Source organism: Roseovarius aquimarinus (assembly GCF_043661195.1).
GTDB classification, from domain to species: domain Bacteria; phylum Pseudomonadota; class Alphaproteobacteria; order Rhodobacterales; family Rhodobacteraceae; genus Roseovarius; species Roseovarius aquimarinus.
In genome coordinates, this window is record NZ_JBIHMM010000004.1 from 233622 (window position 1) to 249528 (window position 15907).

The window sequence follows — 15907 nt, forward strand, 5'->3', positions numbered from 1 at the left end:
GGTCGCGGTCATTGCGCGGCGACCGCCCGCGCATCTGTGCGAGGCAGCGCGTTCTCGGGATCATATGCAGGCGATGTGAGGATTCTGGCGCGGCGCGGCGTTCCCATCACGACCACCTCGAGAGGCGTTCCATGTGCGGCGTAATCTGCTTTCACATAAGCGAAAGCCAAAAGCTTGCCCACGGCATGACCGAAAGCGATGGAACTGACGGTGCCCACCTGCCGACCCTCCGACAGCACCGCCTCGCCGCCATTGCCGTCAGAAGTGCCATCATCCTCGACCTCGAGATAAGCGCAGGTCCAGCGCAAAGGCTTTGATAACGCTGTCTCGGTTGCCGTCTTGCCGCGGAAAGCCTTGTCCATGCGCACGAAGCGCATCACGTCGGCCTCGGGCAGCGTGACCTCGTTGGTGAGCTCGCCAGCACCCTTGAAACCCTTCTCCATCCGCATCGCGTTCATCGCGAAGGAGCCATAATTGGTCAGACCATGCGCCTTACCCGCAGCGCGAACCGCCCGGAAGCCAGCAAGGATCGCGTCACGGGGGCCGTGGATCTCCCAGCCCAGCTCGCCGGCATAGGACATGCGGAAGGCCCAGAGATCATGGCCGCCGACGCGGATCATTCGGGCCGTCATCCAAGGGAACCCGGCATTCGAAAGGTCCGCATCCGTGCAGGCCGATAGGATTTCGCGGGCCAGAGGGCCGTTCAGCGCAAAGGCGCCCCATTCGGTCGAGCGATTGGTGATGGTGACATTCTGCGCAGCGCGCGCGAAGGTCAGGTAGTCTGCCAGCCGCTGTTCGAAGAAGGCGGCGCAGACCAGGTAGAACCGATCCTCGGCCAGCCGGACGATAGTCATCTCCAGCTCGATCCGTCCACCTTCGGTCAGCAGATGCGTCAGCGCGATGCGGCCCGGCGCGGAAGGCAACCGGTTCGGCACCAGCGCGTCGAGGAACCCCGCCGCATCGGGGCCGGAAACCTCGATCTTGGAGAAGGCCGAGATGTCCATGATCCCTGCCCGCTCGCGCACGGCGCGCACCTCGGCGCCGACGATGTCGTGCAGCGCGGTGCGGCGAAAGCCGTAGATGTCCTTCGCCTCGACACCTTCGGGCGCGAACCAGCGGGGCCGCTCATGACCGAACACCTCCTCGAACACCGCGCCCGCGGCGTTCAGGTCGTCGTAAAGCGCCGAGGGTTTGACAGGGCGTGCGTCCAGTCGGTTGAAATGCGGGAACGGGATTTCATGGCGCAGAAGATAGTCTTCCTTGGCCTTGGCGATCTGGTAGGCGTGATCTGCGTAAGGCCCGAAGCGACGCGGATCGAATTCGCGCATGTTGATGTCGGCGGCTCCATGCACCATCCAGCGGGCCAGCTCGCGCGTGAGGCCCGGCCCCCAGCCGATGCCGATCTGCGTGCCGCAGCAGCACCAGTAATTGCGCAAGCCCGGCGCCGGGCCGATGAGCGGGTTGCCATCGGGCGGATGGCTGATCGCGCCATGCACGGCACGCTTGATGCCAAGCTCGGACAGGACCGGCATCCGATCCATAGCGTTCTCGAGCCAAGGCATGATGCGGTCGTAATCGGGCTCGAAGAGCTCATGCTCGGCGTCCCACGGGCAATGATCCTCCCAGACGGTATTCGGATTGGACTTCTCGTAGATCCCGATCAGGCCCGATTTCTGTTCCATCCGGATATAGCCCGACACCAATCGATCATCGCGGACGACCGGCAATTCGGCGTCGAGCGCCTCGAATTCCGGCACGGTATCGGTGATGAGATAATGGTGCGTCATCGAGGTCGTGGGCAGGTCATACCCTGACCAAAGCGCCATTTGACGCGCATAGGTGCCGCCCGCGTTCACCACATGTTCGCAGGTGATATCGCCCTGTTCCGTTTCGACCAGCCATTCGCCGCTCGCATCTTGGGTGACATTCGTGGCGCGGCACTGGCGGATCACCTTGACCCCCAGCTGACGTGCGCCCTTGGCGAGCGCGAAAGCCGCGCCGGCGGGATCGACATGGCCATCGTCGGGCGTATGCAGCGCCGCCTTCACTCCGTCGAGATTGTAGAAGGGATGCAACTCGCGGATGCGATCCGGGCCGACCATCTCCATCGGAAAGCCGAGGCCCTTTCCGACCGAGATCGTCTGGTAGAGCCAGTCCATCTCATCCTCGGTATAAGCCAGCCGCAGCGATCCGCAACCATGCCAGGTGACCGACTGGCCGGTCTCCTCCTCGAGCACTTTCGAATAAAGATCGATGTTGTAGCCAACGCATTTCCCCAAGGCGAAGCTGGAGGTGGAATGCGTGATCTGCCCCGCGGCATGCCAGGTAGACCCCGAAGTCAGCTCTGCTTTTTCCAGCAGCACGACGTCTGTCCAACCTTCATGTGCGAGGTGATAGGCAAGACCGCACCCCATGACACCGCCGCCGATAATGACGACCCGAGCGTGAGACGGAACCATGTGAGGCACCCTTCCAAACAAATGTTTTCTATAGACAGGCGTATGCGACAAATGTAGCCTCGTCAATCATGAATAAAACAAATGTCCCATCCCCCGCGACACCCGCCGATCTTCTGGAGGCGCTCCAGGCCGCACGTGCCGATTTAACGCCTGAGCTCAGAAAACTGGCTGATTTTCTGCTCGAGAATCCTTTCGAGATTGGAGTCTGCTCGATCCGGCAGCTTGCCGCCAAAGCTGACGTCAAGCCAAACACCTTGGTACGTTTGTCCCGCAGCCTCGGTATCGAGAGCTACGATTCGTTTCGCGAAGTTTTCCGCGACGAAATCCGCCAGGGCCGCGAGACCTATCCAGACCGCGCCCGCTGGCTTCAGTCCCTCGCGCAGCGCGGTGAGATGGGTGCGCTTTACGTCGCAAGCGCCGAGTCGGCCATCGACAACATCGAAAGTCTATTTGCGTCGATTGATCACCGTCTTATCGAGGCTGCGGCGCGCGATATCGTCGCCGCCCGGCGCTGTTACGTTCTGGGCGTCGGAGTGAACAATGCGGTGGCCCGCAACTTTGCCTATCTCGCCGGCATGGCGATCGACAATGTCCACGCCCTCCCGCAGGGCGGCACACTCCCGGTGGACGGCATCGCGCGCGCCGGTGCGGGCGATATCGTGATCGCCATGACTTTCCGACCCTATCGGCGTGAGATCGTCGAGGCGGTGGACGCGGCCCGCGCCAAGGGCGTGCGCGTCATTGCCGTCTCCGACAGCCCGGTGTGCCCGATCATGGTGAACGCCCAGCACAGATTCACCGTCCCGACAGAGACGCCACAATTCTTCATATCGACGATCGCGCTGACAGCGTTTTTCGAAGTCTTGATCGCATTCATCATCGCCGAGGCGGGCGAAGACGTCGTGGCGTCGATCGAATCGTATCACGCCCAGCGGCAAGCCTTGGGTATCTATGTCGAGGAAAAGGATTGGAAGACATGACCGCTCACAAGCCTCCGGCTCCGGCCCTCTCGCTCGAGGCGCGCTACTACACCGATCCGGCGATCTTCGAGAAGGAGCGCACGGGGCTGCTGGCCCGGACGTGGCATTATGCCGGGCATGAAAGCCAGGTGCGTTCGGCGGGCGACTACTTCAGCTTCGACGTGGCGGGCGAAAGCCTGTTCTGCATCCGCGGGCGCGACGGCGCATTGCGCACGTTCTACAATGTCTGCCAGCACCGCGCGCATCAATTGGTGTCGGGCTCGGGCACGACCCGCGTCGTCGTCTGCCCTTACCATGCCTGGACCTACGAGATGACGGGCGAGCTGCGCTCGGGCCCAAACACCAAATCGGTGCCGGGCTTCGATCGCAGCAAGATTTGCCTGACATCGGTACGCACCGAACTCTTCCACGGCTTCATTTTCGTCAATCTCGACAATGACGCCGCGCCGATGGACACGTGGTACCCGGGCGTGCGCGAAGAGCTGGGCGAGTACGTGCCGCAGATCGACACGCTGGAGCCGCTGGAATGGGTCGAGATCGCCGAGCATTGCAACTGGAAGGTCTCGGTCGAGAATTACTCCGAATGCTATCATTGCTCGCTCAATCACCCGACATTTTCGACCGGCGTGATCAAGCCCGAAACCTACGACATCCAGCCTTCAGCTCAAGGGTACGTCCTGCGCCACACCACCGAATGCCAGTCCATGGAGGCGATGACTTACGACATCGACCTGTCGCAGCCCCATGCAGCCGAATATCGCAGCTTCTTCCTGTGGCCGATGTTCTCGTTCCAAGTCTATCCGGGCAACGTTCTGAACACCTATCATTGGCGCGCGCATGATGTCGGTTCATGTACAGTCTGGCGCGGCTGGTTCAGCCCGCACGGCGAGGACAGCGAGGTGGTTCGCCGCCTTGCCATCCAGGATCGCGCCACCACGGTCGAAGAGGATATCCACTTGGTCGAGAGCGTTTATCGCGGCCTACAAAGCCGGGGATACCGGCCCGGGCCGCTAGTTCTAGACCCGGCATGCGGCCTGAATTCTGAACATTCGGTGCAGATATTGCAGCAGTGGATGCGCGATGCTGTGGATATGGGCGATGCTGGAAAGGTTGAGCAGCACTGATGGATACGTTTGACGAAGATTTGTTTCTCAAGGGTCTCGCGCAGCGCAAGGCAACGCTGGGGGCAGAATATGTCGAGAAAAATCTCGCCGCGGCGGATGATTTCACTCGCCCATTTCAAGAAGCCATGACGGCGTGGTGCTGGGGATTCGGCTGGGGCGACGAGGTGATCCCGCCCAAGACCCGCTCGATGATGAACCTCGCCATGATCGGCGCCTTGGGCAAGATGCACGAATGGGAAATACATTGCCGCGGTGCCCTGACCAATGGTGTGACCCGCGACGAGATCCGCGCGATCATCCACGCGATCGGTATCTATTGCGGCGTGCCGCAAGCCTTGGAATGCTTCCGCGTCGCGCGCAAGGTGCTGGTGGAAGCCGGCGAGCTGGACAACTGAGCGCAACCAGTTTGTTTTCGCTCCTCTCGCACAGAACGACGACCGACACTTTTCATGGTCGGCTCTATTTTTGCCGATGGCGGCTTCACGCCTTTGGGTATCGGGCACTCGAATCCGGCGAAGAATTTGACTTTTGGCGCCTCAGTCGCGCCAAGATCTCATAGGCCGTCCCCTTGACCCACGTAATCGGCTATAAGTTGCCGTTAACCTCTTACAATAGGGGCACGCGTTCAGATGTTTGCTTTATTATGGGTTTGATCCTTTTTTGAATGTTGCTGAACGCTCGCCGTCTGCGCCGACCGCCTGTAGCGATCCGTCACCTTTCTACAGGCGAATGAAAGACATGACGGAGGACAAAAAAGCGATCGGCCGCCACTTTGCCAACGCAACAGCGATACCGATCCAACGCTTGACCCATCGGGCGAGGGAATGCAGCTCACAGTGCCGCTCTACGGCATCGGCTCTCGGGTCATGACAGGTCACAGGGTGGTGGTTCATTTCGCCACCTCCTATTGTCCGATACTTTGGCCTTCGCCAGCCCCCCTTGCCACGGATCGCCATCACCGGGTTTCAGCACGAGACCAATACTTTCGCCATCGGACGGGCAGGACTTCCCGCGGTCGAGATGGCAGATAGCTGGCCTGTCCGACCGCGTCGACGCCCGTGTCGAATTGGCCCTTGGCTTTACGGCTGCCGATACCCTTTTGGAGGGGGCGTCGGTCATCACTCATGCTCCAACCCAGGCGGCGGCATATCACGATGCGGACGGTATGCGCGTGCGACGTCATGCAACTCGTAAGGCGTTTGACACAGCCCTGATCGCTCCTGCCGCGGCCGAATTCATGGCCATGGCCGCAGCGGATGGCAGGCCTCGACAGAAGCAGTCAGCCGCGGCCAGACACACATCAAGAGACCATGGTCTGAGCTGGCGTCAGAGACCTCTCACCCCGCTCTTTATCCAAGTCACGCTGCTGACCAGCACGGAAAGACATCAAACCTATGGACACTTGTGTCTAGACAGACGCTGAAACGCCGACTAGCGTTTTTCGTGACGATCAAGGGAGGACAGTCATGAACAGCCATTATCGGGTCGTGGTTATCGGCGGGGGCGTTGTCGGCACCTCGGTGCTGTATCATCTGGCGAAGATGGGCTGGACCGATGTCTGCCTGATCGAACGCAAGGTGTTGACGGCGGGGTCGAGCTGGCACGCGGCGGGCGGGTTTCATGCGCTCAATGCAGACCCCAACATCGCAAGCCTCCAAGCCTACACGATCGACCTTTTGTCCGAGATCGAGAAGGAATCCGGCCAGTCGGTTGGCATGCATATGACTGGCGGGCTGACGCTCGCGGGTACGCCGGACCGTTGGGAATGGCTGCAATCGGCCTACCGGACTTTCCAGTCAATCGGGATCGAGGACGTGCGCCTCGTCACGCCCGAAGAGGCTACGGAACTTTGCCCGATCATGTCTCCGCACGGCATTCTGGGCGGGATGTGGGCCGACCGGGAAGGCTATATCGACACGACCGGCACGGTGCATGCCTATGCCGGAGCAGCCAAGAAATACGGCGCCTCGGTGATCGAGAACAACCGGGTGCTGGAACTGAACCAGACCGCCGACGGCTGGGAGGTCGTGACCGAGAAAGGCACGATCAACTGCGAGCACGTGGTGAACGCAGCCGGGCTCTGGGCCAAGCAGGTGGGCCGCATGGCGGGTATCGAATTGCCGGTCTCCCCCCTCAACCACCACTACCTGATTTCCGACACGATCCCCGAAGTCGCGGCACTCGATCGCGAATTGCCCCTCGTCGTGGATCTCGAGGGCTTCACCTACATGCGGCAGGATCAAAAGGGCATCCTGTTGGGCATCTACGAGATCGACCACGAACACTGGATGGTCGATGGCGCGCCGTGGGAATACGGGTTCGAGTTGCAAAAGGAAGACCCTGACCGCATCGAAAAGGAGCTGACCCTCGGCTTCGAGCGCTACCCTGCCTTGCAGGAGGTCGGCGTCAAGACATGGGTTAACGGCGCCTTCACCTTCTCGCCCGACGGAAATCCGCTGGTCGGCCCGGTGCGGGGCAAGCCCGGCTATTGGTGCGCTTGCGCCGTTATGGCGGGCTTCCTCCAAGGCGGCGGCGTCGGCAAGTCGCTCGCCGAATGGATGATCCATGGCGAGCCGGAAGCGGATGTGTTCGGAATGGATGTGGCGCGCTACGGCGACTACGCGCAGAACAAGCGCTTCATCAAGGAAACGACGGGGCAGTTCTATACCCGGCGCTTCGTGATGACCTACCCCAATGAGCAACTGCCGGCGGGCCGCCCGCTGCGGATGTCGCCGGCCTATACCGACATGACCAATGCAGGGTGCCGCTGGGGTGCGAGCTACGGTCTGGAAGTCCCGCTTTATTTCGCGCCGGATGCGTCCTTCAAAGAGAAACCCACGCTGAAACGGCCAAATACGCATCAGATCGTGGCTGAGGAATGCAAAGCGGTCCGCGAAGCAGTGGGCCTGCTGGATATCTCCGGTTTCTCGCGGTTCGAGGTATCGGGCGCCGGTGCCGAGGCATGGCTCGATCGGATCATGGCCTCGCGCTTGCCGGGACCGGGCCGGGCGCGGCTCGCGCCGATGCTCTCGCCCGAAGGTAAGCTGAAAGGCGATCTGACCGTTTTCAATTGGGGTGACGGGACCTGGTGGATCATGGGAAGCTACTACCTGCGCGAATGGCATATGCGCTGGTTCCACGATCACATGAATGCAGATGTCGAAATCAGGGATCTCTCGGACGCCATCGTCGGCTTCTCACTCGCCGGACCAAATTCCCGAGAGGCGCTCGAAAAGCTGACCGAAGGCCCCATCGCCGACCTGCCTTTCATGGGCTGCGGCGGCTTCGATATCGGGCTCTACCATTGCAAGGTCGGGCGGCTGTCTGTCGCGGGGGAACTTGGCTACGAGATCCACTGCAAGGCATCGGAACATATCGGATTGCGCCGTCTGCTCCTCGCCGCCGGGGCGGATCTCGGTATCCGCGAATACGGCTTCAATGCCCTGCTGTCGCTCCGACTGGAAAAAAGCTTTGGTATCTGGAATGCGGAATTCACCCAAGGCTACACCCCGGCCCAAACTGGGATGGACCGCTGGATCGCCTGGGACAAGGAAGACTTCGTGGGACGCGAGGCGGCCCTTGCCGAACGCGCCGGAGATGGTCCGGCGCAAGTGATCGCGATGCTCGAAGTGGCCGAAGGCGATGCCGATGCGAGCGGCTTCGAGCCGGTCTGGCAGGAAGGTCGCAGAGTCGGGTTCGTGACCTCGGGCGGCTATGGCCACACGCTTGGTAAATCCTACGCGCTGGCGATGGTCGATCGTGCCTGCGCCAGGATCGGGACCGCGCTGTCGGTTCACATCGTTGGCCAGGAGCGGGACGCCAGGGTTATCGCGCCCTCACCTTACGATCCCGAGGGCCTGGCGATGCGCGGCAATCACGCCGCACTCAAGGACAAGAAGATTGTGGAGGCCGCTGAATGAGCGCGTCCATACAGACGCCAGCTGCGCCGCACAGACGCGGCAGACGAAGCGCGGCGCCCGCGGCCCCTGCAAGAGCGCCGAACTACCGGCAATTGCGCAACCCTTTCCCTGTCACGTCCGTCTTTTCCGACGACGAGGCGGCCAACATGCACGAAACCGCGCTCAGAACGCTCGAAGAACTGGGCATGCGTGTCTTGTTGCCCGAGGCGCGCAAGGTCTATGCCTCGGGTGGTGCGCGGGTCGAGGACGACATGGTCTTCATCGGGCGCGAGATGGTGGCCGCAGCCTTGGCAACGGCGCCCAGATCCATCCATTGCGTCGCGGGCAACCCGGCGCGCGACGTGACGCTAGAGCTGGGCGCACTGGCCTTCCAGCCCGGTGCGGGCGCTCCGCATGTCACCGATCTCATACGCGGCCGGCGGCCCGGCTCGGGCGCCGACTTCGTCGAATACACGCGTCTTGCCCATCATTTCGACGTGTTCCAGATGATGTCGCCTTCGATCGAGCCGCAAGATATCCCGACGCATTTGCGGCATTTTTTCACCACGCGAGCTCAAGTCGAGCATACCGACAAGTTTCCCTTTCTCTTCGCGCGCGGCACCCCCCAGACGCTCGATAATTTCGAGATGCTTCGCATCGCGCGCGGTCTCTCGGACGAGCAATTCCAGTCGGGTGTTCATGCCTACACGATCATCAATACCAACAGCCCCCGCACGCTCGATATCCCCATGGCGCAGGGTCTCATCGATTTCGCCCGTCATGGGCAGATGTCGATCGTCACCCCATTTACTTTGATGGGAGCGATGGCGCCCATCACGGTCGCGGGCGCGATCACGCTCAGCCATGCCGAATGCCTCGCGGCGATCACGTTGACGCAACTGGTCAACCCGGGCGCGCCGGTCTGCTACGGCACCTTCACGTCGAATGTGGACATGAAGTCCGGTGCGCCGGCCTTCGGCACTCCGACGCATTTCCAGGCCTCACTCGCCGCAGGCCAGATGGCGCGGATGCTGGGCCTGCCATGGAGATCGGCCGCCGGATCGGCATCCAACACCAATGATGTGCAGGCGGCGAACGAGAACCAGCTTGGCCTCTGGGGCTGCCTGCTCGGCGGGGCCACGGTCATCATTCATTCCGCGGGCTGGCTGGAAGGCGGCCTGACCGTTTCCTATGAAAAGATCATAACCGACGTCGAAGTCCTGAACATGGTGGCCGAGCTTTGCGCGGGCAACAAGGCAGGCACCGACGAGATCGGCTTTGCCAACGCGCTGGCCAAAGTCGCGCCCTCGGGCCATTTCTTCGCCGCACCACAGACCATGGACCGCTACACGACCGAATTCTATCAGCCGATCGTTCACGACTACGCGAACTTCGGCACCTGGACCGAGCGCGGAGCAATGGATGCCAACGCCCGCGCGACATCTGTCTGGGAGAGCGTCCTAACAAGTCCCCCCCTTTCGCAAACACCGCCCGACCGGCTCGAAGCGCTCGCGGCCTTCATCGACAAACGCGCCGCCGAAGGTGGCGCGCCGCCGGAAAGTTGAACCATGGCCGCGACCGATAGCCCTGTTTTGCACCGCAACGATCCCGATCGCGAACCGCTCCCCGGTCACACCAAGGTCACGCGCGAAGACTGGCTGGCCACGGCGCGTGACACTTTGGTCAAGGATGGTGCGGGAGAGGTGAAGATCCTCGTTCTCGCCAACCGCATGGGGGTGTCGCGGTCCAGCTTCTACTGGTATTTTTCCAACCGTGACGATCTGCTACAGGCACTTCTGGACGATTGGGAAACATCGAATACCGCCCGTGTCGTGGAGCATTGCGAGCGGCGAGCCACGACGATCAACGAGGCCGTACTGAACTTTTTTCGATGCTTCATCGACCCCTCGCGCTTCGACCGTGGCCTTGATTTCGCCGTGCGGGAATGGTCGCGCCGGGACGAAGCATTGCGCGCCCGGGTCGATGCCGCCGACATGGCGCGCCTTGCCGCCGTCACCGCGATGTTCCTGCGTTACGGCTATACACCGGCTGATGCCCATGCCCGCGCGCGCATCCTTTACTTCATGCAGCTCGGCTATCATGCGCTGGACGTGCGCGAGGATATCGACACGCGCCTGTCGCGTGTCGTGCCCTACCTGCGGGGCTTCACCGGGCAGGAACCGGAGACCGAGGAGGTCGCACGGTTCCTCGATGACGTAGCGAAGATGGCCCTGACATGATGCAGCGCTATTCGGCATGGTCGCTTTTCCGGGAGGGGCTCACGGGTCATACCGGCTGGACCCCTGCCTGGAAACGCGCACGTCCGAAGGAGGCCTATGATGCCATCGTCATCGGCGGCGGCGGGCACGGTCTCGCCACGGCTTACTACCTCGGCAAGAACCACGGCATGACCCGCGTAGCCGTTCTGGAAAAAGGCTGGATCGGGGGAGGGAATACCGGGCGCAACACGACCGTTTGCCGATCCAACTACTTCTATCCCGAAAGCGTCGCTCTCTACGATTTGGCGCTGCGCCTTTACGAAGGGCTCAGCCGGGAGCTGAACTACAACGTCATGCTCAGCCAGCGCGGGATGCTGATCGCCGCGCATACCCCCGCGCAGATGGAAATATGCAATCGGATCGCCAATGCGATGCAGTTGAACGGGGTAGATGGCAAGCTGATGGACGCGGCGGAGGCCGCGGCGCGTGTCCCGCTGGTCAATACCGGACCTGACGCGCGCTACAGGCTGATGGGCGGCATCTGGCAGGGCCGCGCCGGCACCGCGCGCCACGATGCGGTCGCTTGGGGCTATGCACGCGCAGCCAGCGCAATGGGCATCGACATCATCGAGAACTGCGAAGTCACTGGCATCGACGTACGAAACGGAGCGATCAGCGGTCTCGAAACAACCCTCGGCCCAATCCGTACGGAGCGGTTGGGCATCGCCGCCGCGGGCGCGACGCCGGGTCTGACCGCGCTTGTGGATGTCGATCTGCCGATCCACAATTACGCGCTTCAGGCTTTTGTGTCCGAGCCTGTGAAACCCTGCCTCGATACGGTGCTGCTCTATCTCGGGACCGGCACTTACGTGAGCCAGTCCGACAAGGGCGAGCTTGTCTTCGGCGGCGGTCTGGACCGCGTCCCGACATATGGGCAGCGCGGCAACCTGCCGGTGCAGGAAGAAGTGACAGCCGGGCTGCTGGAGATGTTTCCCGCCTTCGGCCAACTCAAGCTGCTGCGCCAATGGGGCGGCGTGGTCGATGTCGTGCCCGACAGCTCGCCTCTTTTGGGCCCGGCCGGGCCGGAAGGTCTGTTCATCAACTGCGGCTGGGGCACCGGCGGGTTCAAGACCATCCCGGCCGGCGGCTGGCTGCTCGCCCACCTTCTGGCGACGGGCGCGCATCACGAGATCAGCCGCCCGTTCGATCTCGACCGTTTCGAGACCGGTCATCTCATCGATGAAGCCGCCGGCTCCGGTATTGCGCATTGAGGAGCTCGAAAGATGCAAGTTTTCATCTGCCCATTCTGCGGCCCGCGTGACGAAACCGAATTCCGTTTCGCCGTAGAGGCCGGGCATTCCCGACCCGAACCGGCAACCGAGGTGTCGGACACGGATTGGGCCGGCTACCTCTATAAAAATCGTTCCCCGAAGGGCGCAGCGCTCGAAATATGGCTGCACGTGACCTGCGGGGAGTATTTCGTGATGACCCGGGACACGGTCACGCGCCACATCGACGGGTCCGAGCCGTTGCCCGGGGTCAAGCCGTGACGGGGTGGCGTCATCCTTCCGCCGGATCGGAAATCGACCGCGCGCGCGCCCTGACCTTTCGCTTCGACGGTCAGTCATTCACCGGGTATCGAGGCGACACGCTGGCCTCGGCCCTGCTTGCATCGGGCCAGCGCTGTATCGGCCGCAGCTTCAAGTATCATCGCCCCCGCGGCCTGTGGGGCATGGGTGCGGAAGAGCCGAACGCCATCGTCGATCTGCGCGACGGTGCCGATGTCGAGCCGAACGCGCGCGCCACGCTGACGCCGTTGAAAGACGGAATGGAGTTGCGGTCGGTCAATGCATGGCCGAATGCGCGGCGTGATATCTTCGGGTGGATGGACCTGGCCCATCGCTTCATTCCGGCCGGATTCTACTACAAGACGATGATGCGGCTGCCATGGAAGTTCTACGAGCCTCTCATTCGTCGCGCAGCCGGATTGGGGCGGCTCGACGGCACGCATGCTCCACCCGCCGATTGCCCCCGGCAGGTTGCGAACTGCGACGTGCTCGTGATTGGTGCCGGCCCTGCGGGACTTGCCGCCGCGCGCGCCGCCGCCCGCCGGGGCAAGCGCGTCTGGCTGGTCGAGGATGCCCATCGGGCAGGCGGCGCATTGCGCTGGCGGAGTGGCGTGATAGACGAAGCCCCTTGGCAGGATTTCGTTCATCAAACGCAGGACGACATCGCGAATGCGGGCGGCAGGGTCATGATGGACACGACGCTCTGGGCTGCCTTCGATCACGGCACGTTCGCGGCATGGCAGCGTGGCCCGCTCGACACGCTTTGGCGCATTCGGGCCACCGAAACCATCGTTGCGGCGGGGGCCATCGAACGCCCCTTGTGGTTTGCGAATAATGACCGGCCCGGTGTGATGTCCGCCGAAGCGGCCCTCTTCTACCTGACATGCCACGGGGTCCTGCCCGGACGACGCGTGCTTCTTGCCACTGCGAGCGATCGCAGCACCGCTATCGCCTCGGCGCTCGGCGCGGCAGGCGCAGAGGTCATTCTTGTGGATGCCCGTCCGGATGCGCCGGATGTCGAAAACGTAGAGCACATCAAGGGCGCCCGCGTCACAGCGGCCCATGGGCGAAGTGGTGTCACCGCTGCAAGCCTCGGCAAGCGCCGCATTGCCTGCGACGCCATCCTGTGTGCGGGCGGCATGACACCGACTGTGCATCTGTGGTGCCAGGCAGGGGGCAAACTCGATTGGGACGCGACGCGCGACGTGCTGGTGCCACGACCCGGCACCGCACCAATGGTCGTGATCGGAGGGGCCAACGGAACGCTTGACCTGCCCTCGGCCCTCGCCGAAGGGCACCGGGCGGGCGGCGGGGAAGGCGCGCCACCCTTCGCCACCGGTGCGGCGACAGCCGGCATCGCGCTGCGCCCCGATCCTGCGCTCCCCGGTCGTCAGTGGATCGACATGCAAAATGATGTGACGCTCAAGGATGTGGCCCTTGCGCATCGTGAAGGTTTCCGATCGGTCGAGCATCTGAAGCGATATACCACATTGGGCATGGCGACCGATCAGGGCCGGAGTTCGAACTTCGCCGGGCTTGCGGCGATGGCGGACCTGACCGGCAAGACCATCCCGGAAACGGGCACGACGACATATCGTCCGCCCTTCAAGCCGACGCCTCTCAACCTGATCGGGGGGCCGTGGCGCGGCGATCTGTATCACGCACCCAAGCGTTTGGCGCTGGAAGAGGCGCACGCGAGTCGAGGCGCGCGATTCCGCGAATATGGCGGATGGCTACGACCCTCGGTCTACGGCGCGGGAGACGAGGCGGCGCTTGCACAGGACGAGGCCCGCACGGCGCGGCAGACTGTTGCGATCTTTGATGCGTCCCCTCTCGGGAAACTGGAGGTGATCGGCCCGCGCGCCGCCGAACTGTTGGATTTCACCAGCTATATCCGCATGTCCACAGTGAGGCCGGGCCGCGCGCGCTACGGTTTCAACCTGTCGGAAAGCGGTGTCGTCTATGATGACGGCGTTGTGCTGCGGCTGGAGGACACACGGTTCATCGTCTCGGCCTCTTCCAGCCATGTGGACGGTGTGCGCTTCGCCCTCGAGGACGCGCGTCAAGATCGCGTCGGGCGCGGCGCTGTCTTCATCCACGACGTGACGCAGGCCTATACGACTTTAACCGTGACCGGGCCACGTGCGAGCACGCTTCTTGCGGATGCCGGGATCGTCCTGCCGGTTATGCCGCATATGAGCGTGCTCGAGACCAAATGGCAGCACGCGCCGCTACGGGTGGCGCGCATCAGCTTTACGGGCGATGTGAGCTATGAACTGAGCGTGCCCACACGCTATGGCGAAGGCCTGCGGGCGGCTCTGGACAGCGCGCTAGGCGCCCATGAAGGGCGCTGGATCGGGCTTGAAGCGGTGATGATCCTCCGGGCGGAGAAAGGATACATCCTGATCGGCAAGGACACGGACGGTCTGACCATGCCCCACGATCTTGGTTGGGGTGGCCCACGCGACCGGCGGGAGGATGAATATCTGGGCAAGCGATCTCTGTTCACCGAGGCGGCCAATAGCGAGCGGAGGCGACAACTCGTCGGCCTGACCGTTCCGCCTGGCGCGCCGCCGCTGCCAACGGGCGCCCATCTCGTGCCGCAGGACGGTCAACGCCGGTCGCTCGGCTTCGTGACGTCCAGCTACCTCAGCCCCACACTCGGTCGCCCCATCGCCCTCGCGCTTCTGGAGGCAGGACAGAGCCGTATCGGTGAGACCGTCAAGGTCTTCGACAATGGAGCGATATACGACGCGACGGTCGCTGCCGCATGTTCCTTCGATCCGAAAGGTGAACGGCTTCATGGATGAGCGCATATGGACAGACCGACCGCTGCAAATCGGCCACTCACTTGAAAAGCGGGACTGTCGGATATCCCGCGAGGCGGTTCCTCATGTGACCCTTGTGTCAGGCGATCTTGGCTTGATTTCTCTCACACTTGCCTCGGGTGCGCAGAAACTGGGCCTTGCGGACGTTCCGGCAGGCTCGGACTACATGATTACGATTTCCCGCGATCATGCCGCGCTGGTGACCGATCGCCCTGTCGAGCGCCGATCGGGTTGGCAGCCGGAGGGGTTCGCCCTGTCGCCTGCTCCGGATGCATACGCATTGTTTACCTTACGCGGGCCACGGGCTGAGGCCATTCTGGGCCACGGGCTCAACTCTGTTCTTCCCGTCGGCTCGCTTTCCTGCGCCGTGCGGTTTGCGCACCGAACAATGCTTGTCACCGGCTTGCCGGACGGCTTCGCGCTTTGGGTGCTGGGGGCTGAGATCACATTCGTGACCCGCTTTCTGAATGGGATTTCAGACCACTGAGCTGCTCCCCCAGTGATTCAATAGGATAAGGCGAAAATTAAGCTACTTTTTGCACCTGCAGATCGAGTTGGATTTCTTCGTTTCGTAGTGAAGAGACCACGGTTGGCGGCCCGCCGCCAAGCGATGAGTGTGAGCGTTGGTGGTTGTTGAAGGCCATCCATCTTGAAGGCGCGCTCGCTGCGCTGCTCATGCTGGGCCTGGGCGGCACGCGGCGGAGGGGCCTGAGCGACGAAGCTCAAGCCATTGAAGATATTGAGGAATTAGTGTTGGTTGCGGGAGTAGGATTTGAACCTACGACCTTCAGGTTATGAGCCTGACGAGCTACCGGGCTGCTCCATCCCGC

General features: G+C 62.5%; 11 protein-coding genes. 10 read left to right on the top strand and 1 reads right to left on the bottom strand.

Annotated features, from left to right (window positions below):
• Positions 1-8: 8 nt before the first annotated feature.
• Entirely contained in the window at positions 9-2459 is a 2451-nt protein-coding gene (locus ACGRVM_RS14840) for an FAD-dependent oxidoreductase (protein ID WP_377173311.1), read from the bottom strand.
• Positions 2460-2527: 68 nt separating this feature from the next.
• Between ACGRVM_RS14840 and ACGRVM_RS14845 the strand changes: the two genes are divergently transcribed.
• From ACGRVM_RS14845 to ACGRVM_RS14890, 10 genes are all read left to right on the top strand, one after another.
• Positions 2528-3439 carry a MurR/RpiR family transcriptional regulator gene (locus ACGRVM_RS14845; RefSeq protein ID WP_377173309.1) on the top strand — a complete coding sequence of 304 codons (912 nt, stop codon included), beginning with the start codon at positions 2528-2530 and terminating at the stop codon, positions 3437-3439.
• Positions 3436-4563 (top strand): aromatic ring-hydroxylating oxygenase subunit alpha, encoded by a 1128-nt coding sequence (locus tag ACGRVM_RS14850; protein ID WP_377173307.1) that lies wholly within the window; start codon positions 3436-3438, stop codon positions 4561-4563. The genes ACGRVM_RS14845 and ACGRVM_RS14850 overlap by 4 nt, the downstream gene beginning before the upstream one ends.
• A complete protein-coding gene (locus ACGRVM_RS14855; RefSeq protein WP_377173305.1) occupies positions 4563-4958 on the top strand; it encodes a carboxymuconolactone decarboxylase family protein in 396 nt (131 codons plus the stop codon). Before ACGRVM_RS14850 ends, ACGRVM_RS14855 begins: the two co-directional genes overlap by 1 nt.
• A gap of 1071 nt (positions 4959-6029) precedes the next feature.
• Positions 6030-8483, top strand: coding sequence for a GcvT family protein (locus tag ACGRVM_RS14860; protein WP_377173304.1), 2454 nt, complete (start codon positions 6030-6032; stop codon positions 8481-8483).
• The gene (locus tag ACGRVM_RS14865; RefSeq protein ID WP_377173302.1) at positions 8480-10027 is read left to right on the top strand and encodes a trimethylamine methyltransferase family protein; all 1548 of its coding nucleotides are present in this window, start codon (positions 8480-8482) and stop codon (positions 10025-10027) included. Before ACGRVM_RS14860 ends, ACGRVM_RS14865 begins: the two co-directional genes overlap by 4 nt.
• 3 nt (positions 10028-10030) lie before the next feature.
• Positions 10031-10702 (top strand): TetR/AcrR family transcriptional regulator, encoded by a 672-nt coding sequence (locus ACGRVM_RS14870; protein WP_377173301.1) that lies wholly within the window; start codon positions 10031-10033, stop codon positions 10700-10702.
• Positions 10702-11952, top strand: a complete 1251-nt coding sequence (locus ACGRVM_RS14875; protein WP_377173339.1) for a sarcosine oxidase subunit beta family protein — start codon at positions 10702-10704, stop codon at positions 11950-11952. Before ACGRVM_RS14870 ends, ACGRVM_RS14875 begins: the two co-directional genes overlap by 1 nt.
• A gap of 12 nt (positions 11953-11964) precedes the next feature.
• Positions 11965-12231, top strand: a complete 267-nt coding sequence (locus ACGRVM_RS14880; protein ID WP_377173300.1) for a sarcosine oxidase subunit delta — start codon at positions 11965-11967, stop codon at positions 12229-12231.
• The gene (locus ACGRVM_RS14885; protein WP_377173298.1) at positions 12228-15059 is read left to right on the top strand and encodes a 2Fe-2S iron-sulfur cluster-binding protein; all 2832 of its coding nucleotides are present in this window, start codon (positions 12228-12230) and stop codon (positions 15057-15059) included. Before ACGRVM_RS14880 ends, ACGRVM_RS14885 begins: the two co-directional genes overlap by 4 nt.
• A complete protein-coding gene (locus ACGRVM_RS14890) occupies positions 15052-15564 on the top strand; it encodes a hypothetical protein (RefSeq protein ID WP_377173297.1) in 513 nt (170 codons plus the stop codon). The genes ACGRVM_RS14885 and ACGRVM_RS14890 overlap by 8 nt, the downstream gene beginning before the upstream one ends.
• The last annotated feature ends 343 nt before the right edge of the window (positions 15565-15907 follow it).

What these genes read in the sequence shown, in the direction of transcription:
- ACGRVM_RS14890 (WP_377173297.1), top strand. Translation starts at nt 15,052, where the DNA reads ATGGATGAGCGCATATGGACAGACCGACCGCTGCAAATCGGCCACTCA.
- ACGRVM_RS14860 (WP_377173304.1), top strand. Translation starts at nt 6,030, where the DNA reads ATGAACAGCCATTATCGGGTCGTGGTTATCGGCGGGGGCGTTGTCGGC.
- ACGRVM_RS14855 (WP_377173305.1), top strand. Translation starts at nt 4,563, where the DNA reads ATGGATACGTTTGACGAAGATTTGTTTCTCAAGGGTCTCGCGCAGCGC.
- ACGRVM_RS14865 (WP_377173302.1), top strand. Translation starts at nt 8,480, where the DNA reads ATGAGCGCGTCCATACAGACGCCAGCTGCGCCGCACAGACGCGGCAGA.
- ACGRVM_RS14840 (WP_377173311.1), bottom strand. Translation starts at nt 2,459, where the DNA reads ATGGTTCCGTCTCACGCTCGGGTCGTCATTATCGGCGGCGGTGTCATG.
- ACGRVM_RS14870 (WP_377173301.1), top strand. Translation starts at nt 10,031, where the DNA reads ATGGCCGCGACCGATAGCCCTGTTTTGCACCGCAACGATCCCGATCGC.
- ACGRVM_RS14880 (WP_377173300.1), top strand. Translation starts at nt 11,965, where the DNA reads ATGCAAGTTTTCATCTGCCCATTCTGCGGCCCGCGTGACGAAACCGAA.
- ACGRVM_RS14875 (WP_377173339.1), top strand. Translation starts at nt 10,702, where the DNA reads ATGCAGCGCTATTCGGCATGGTCGCTTTTCCGGGAGGGGCTCACGGGT.
- ACGRVM_RS14845 (WP_377173309.1), top strand. Translation starts at nt 2,528, where the DNA reads ATGAATAAAACAAATGTCCCATCCCCCGCGACACCCGCCGATCTTCTG.
- ACGRVM_RS14850 (WP_377173307.1), top strand. Translation starts at nt 3,436, where the DNA reads ATGACCGCTCACAAGCCTCCGGCTCCGGCCCTCTCGCTCGAGGCGCGC.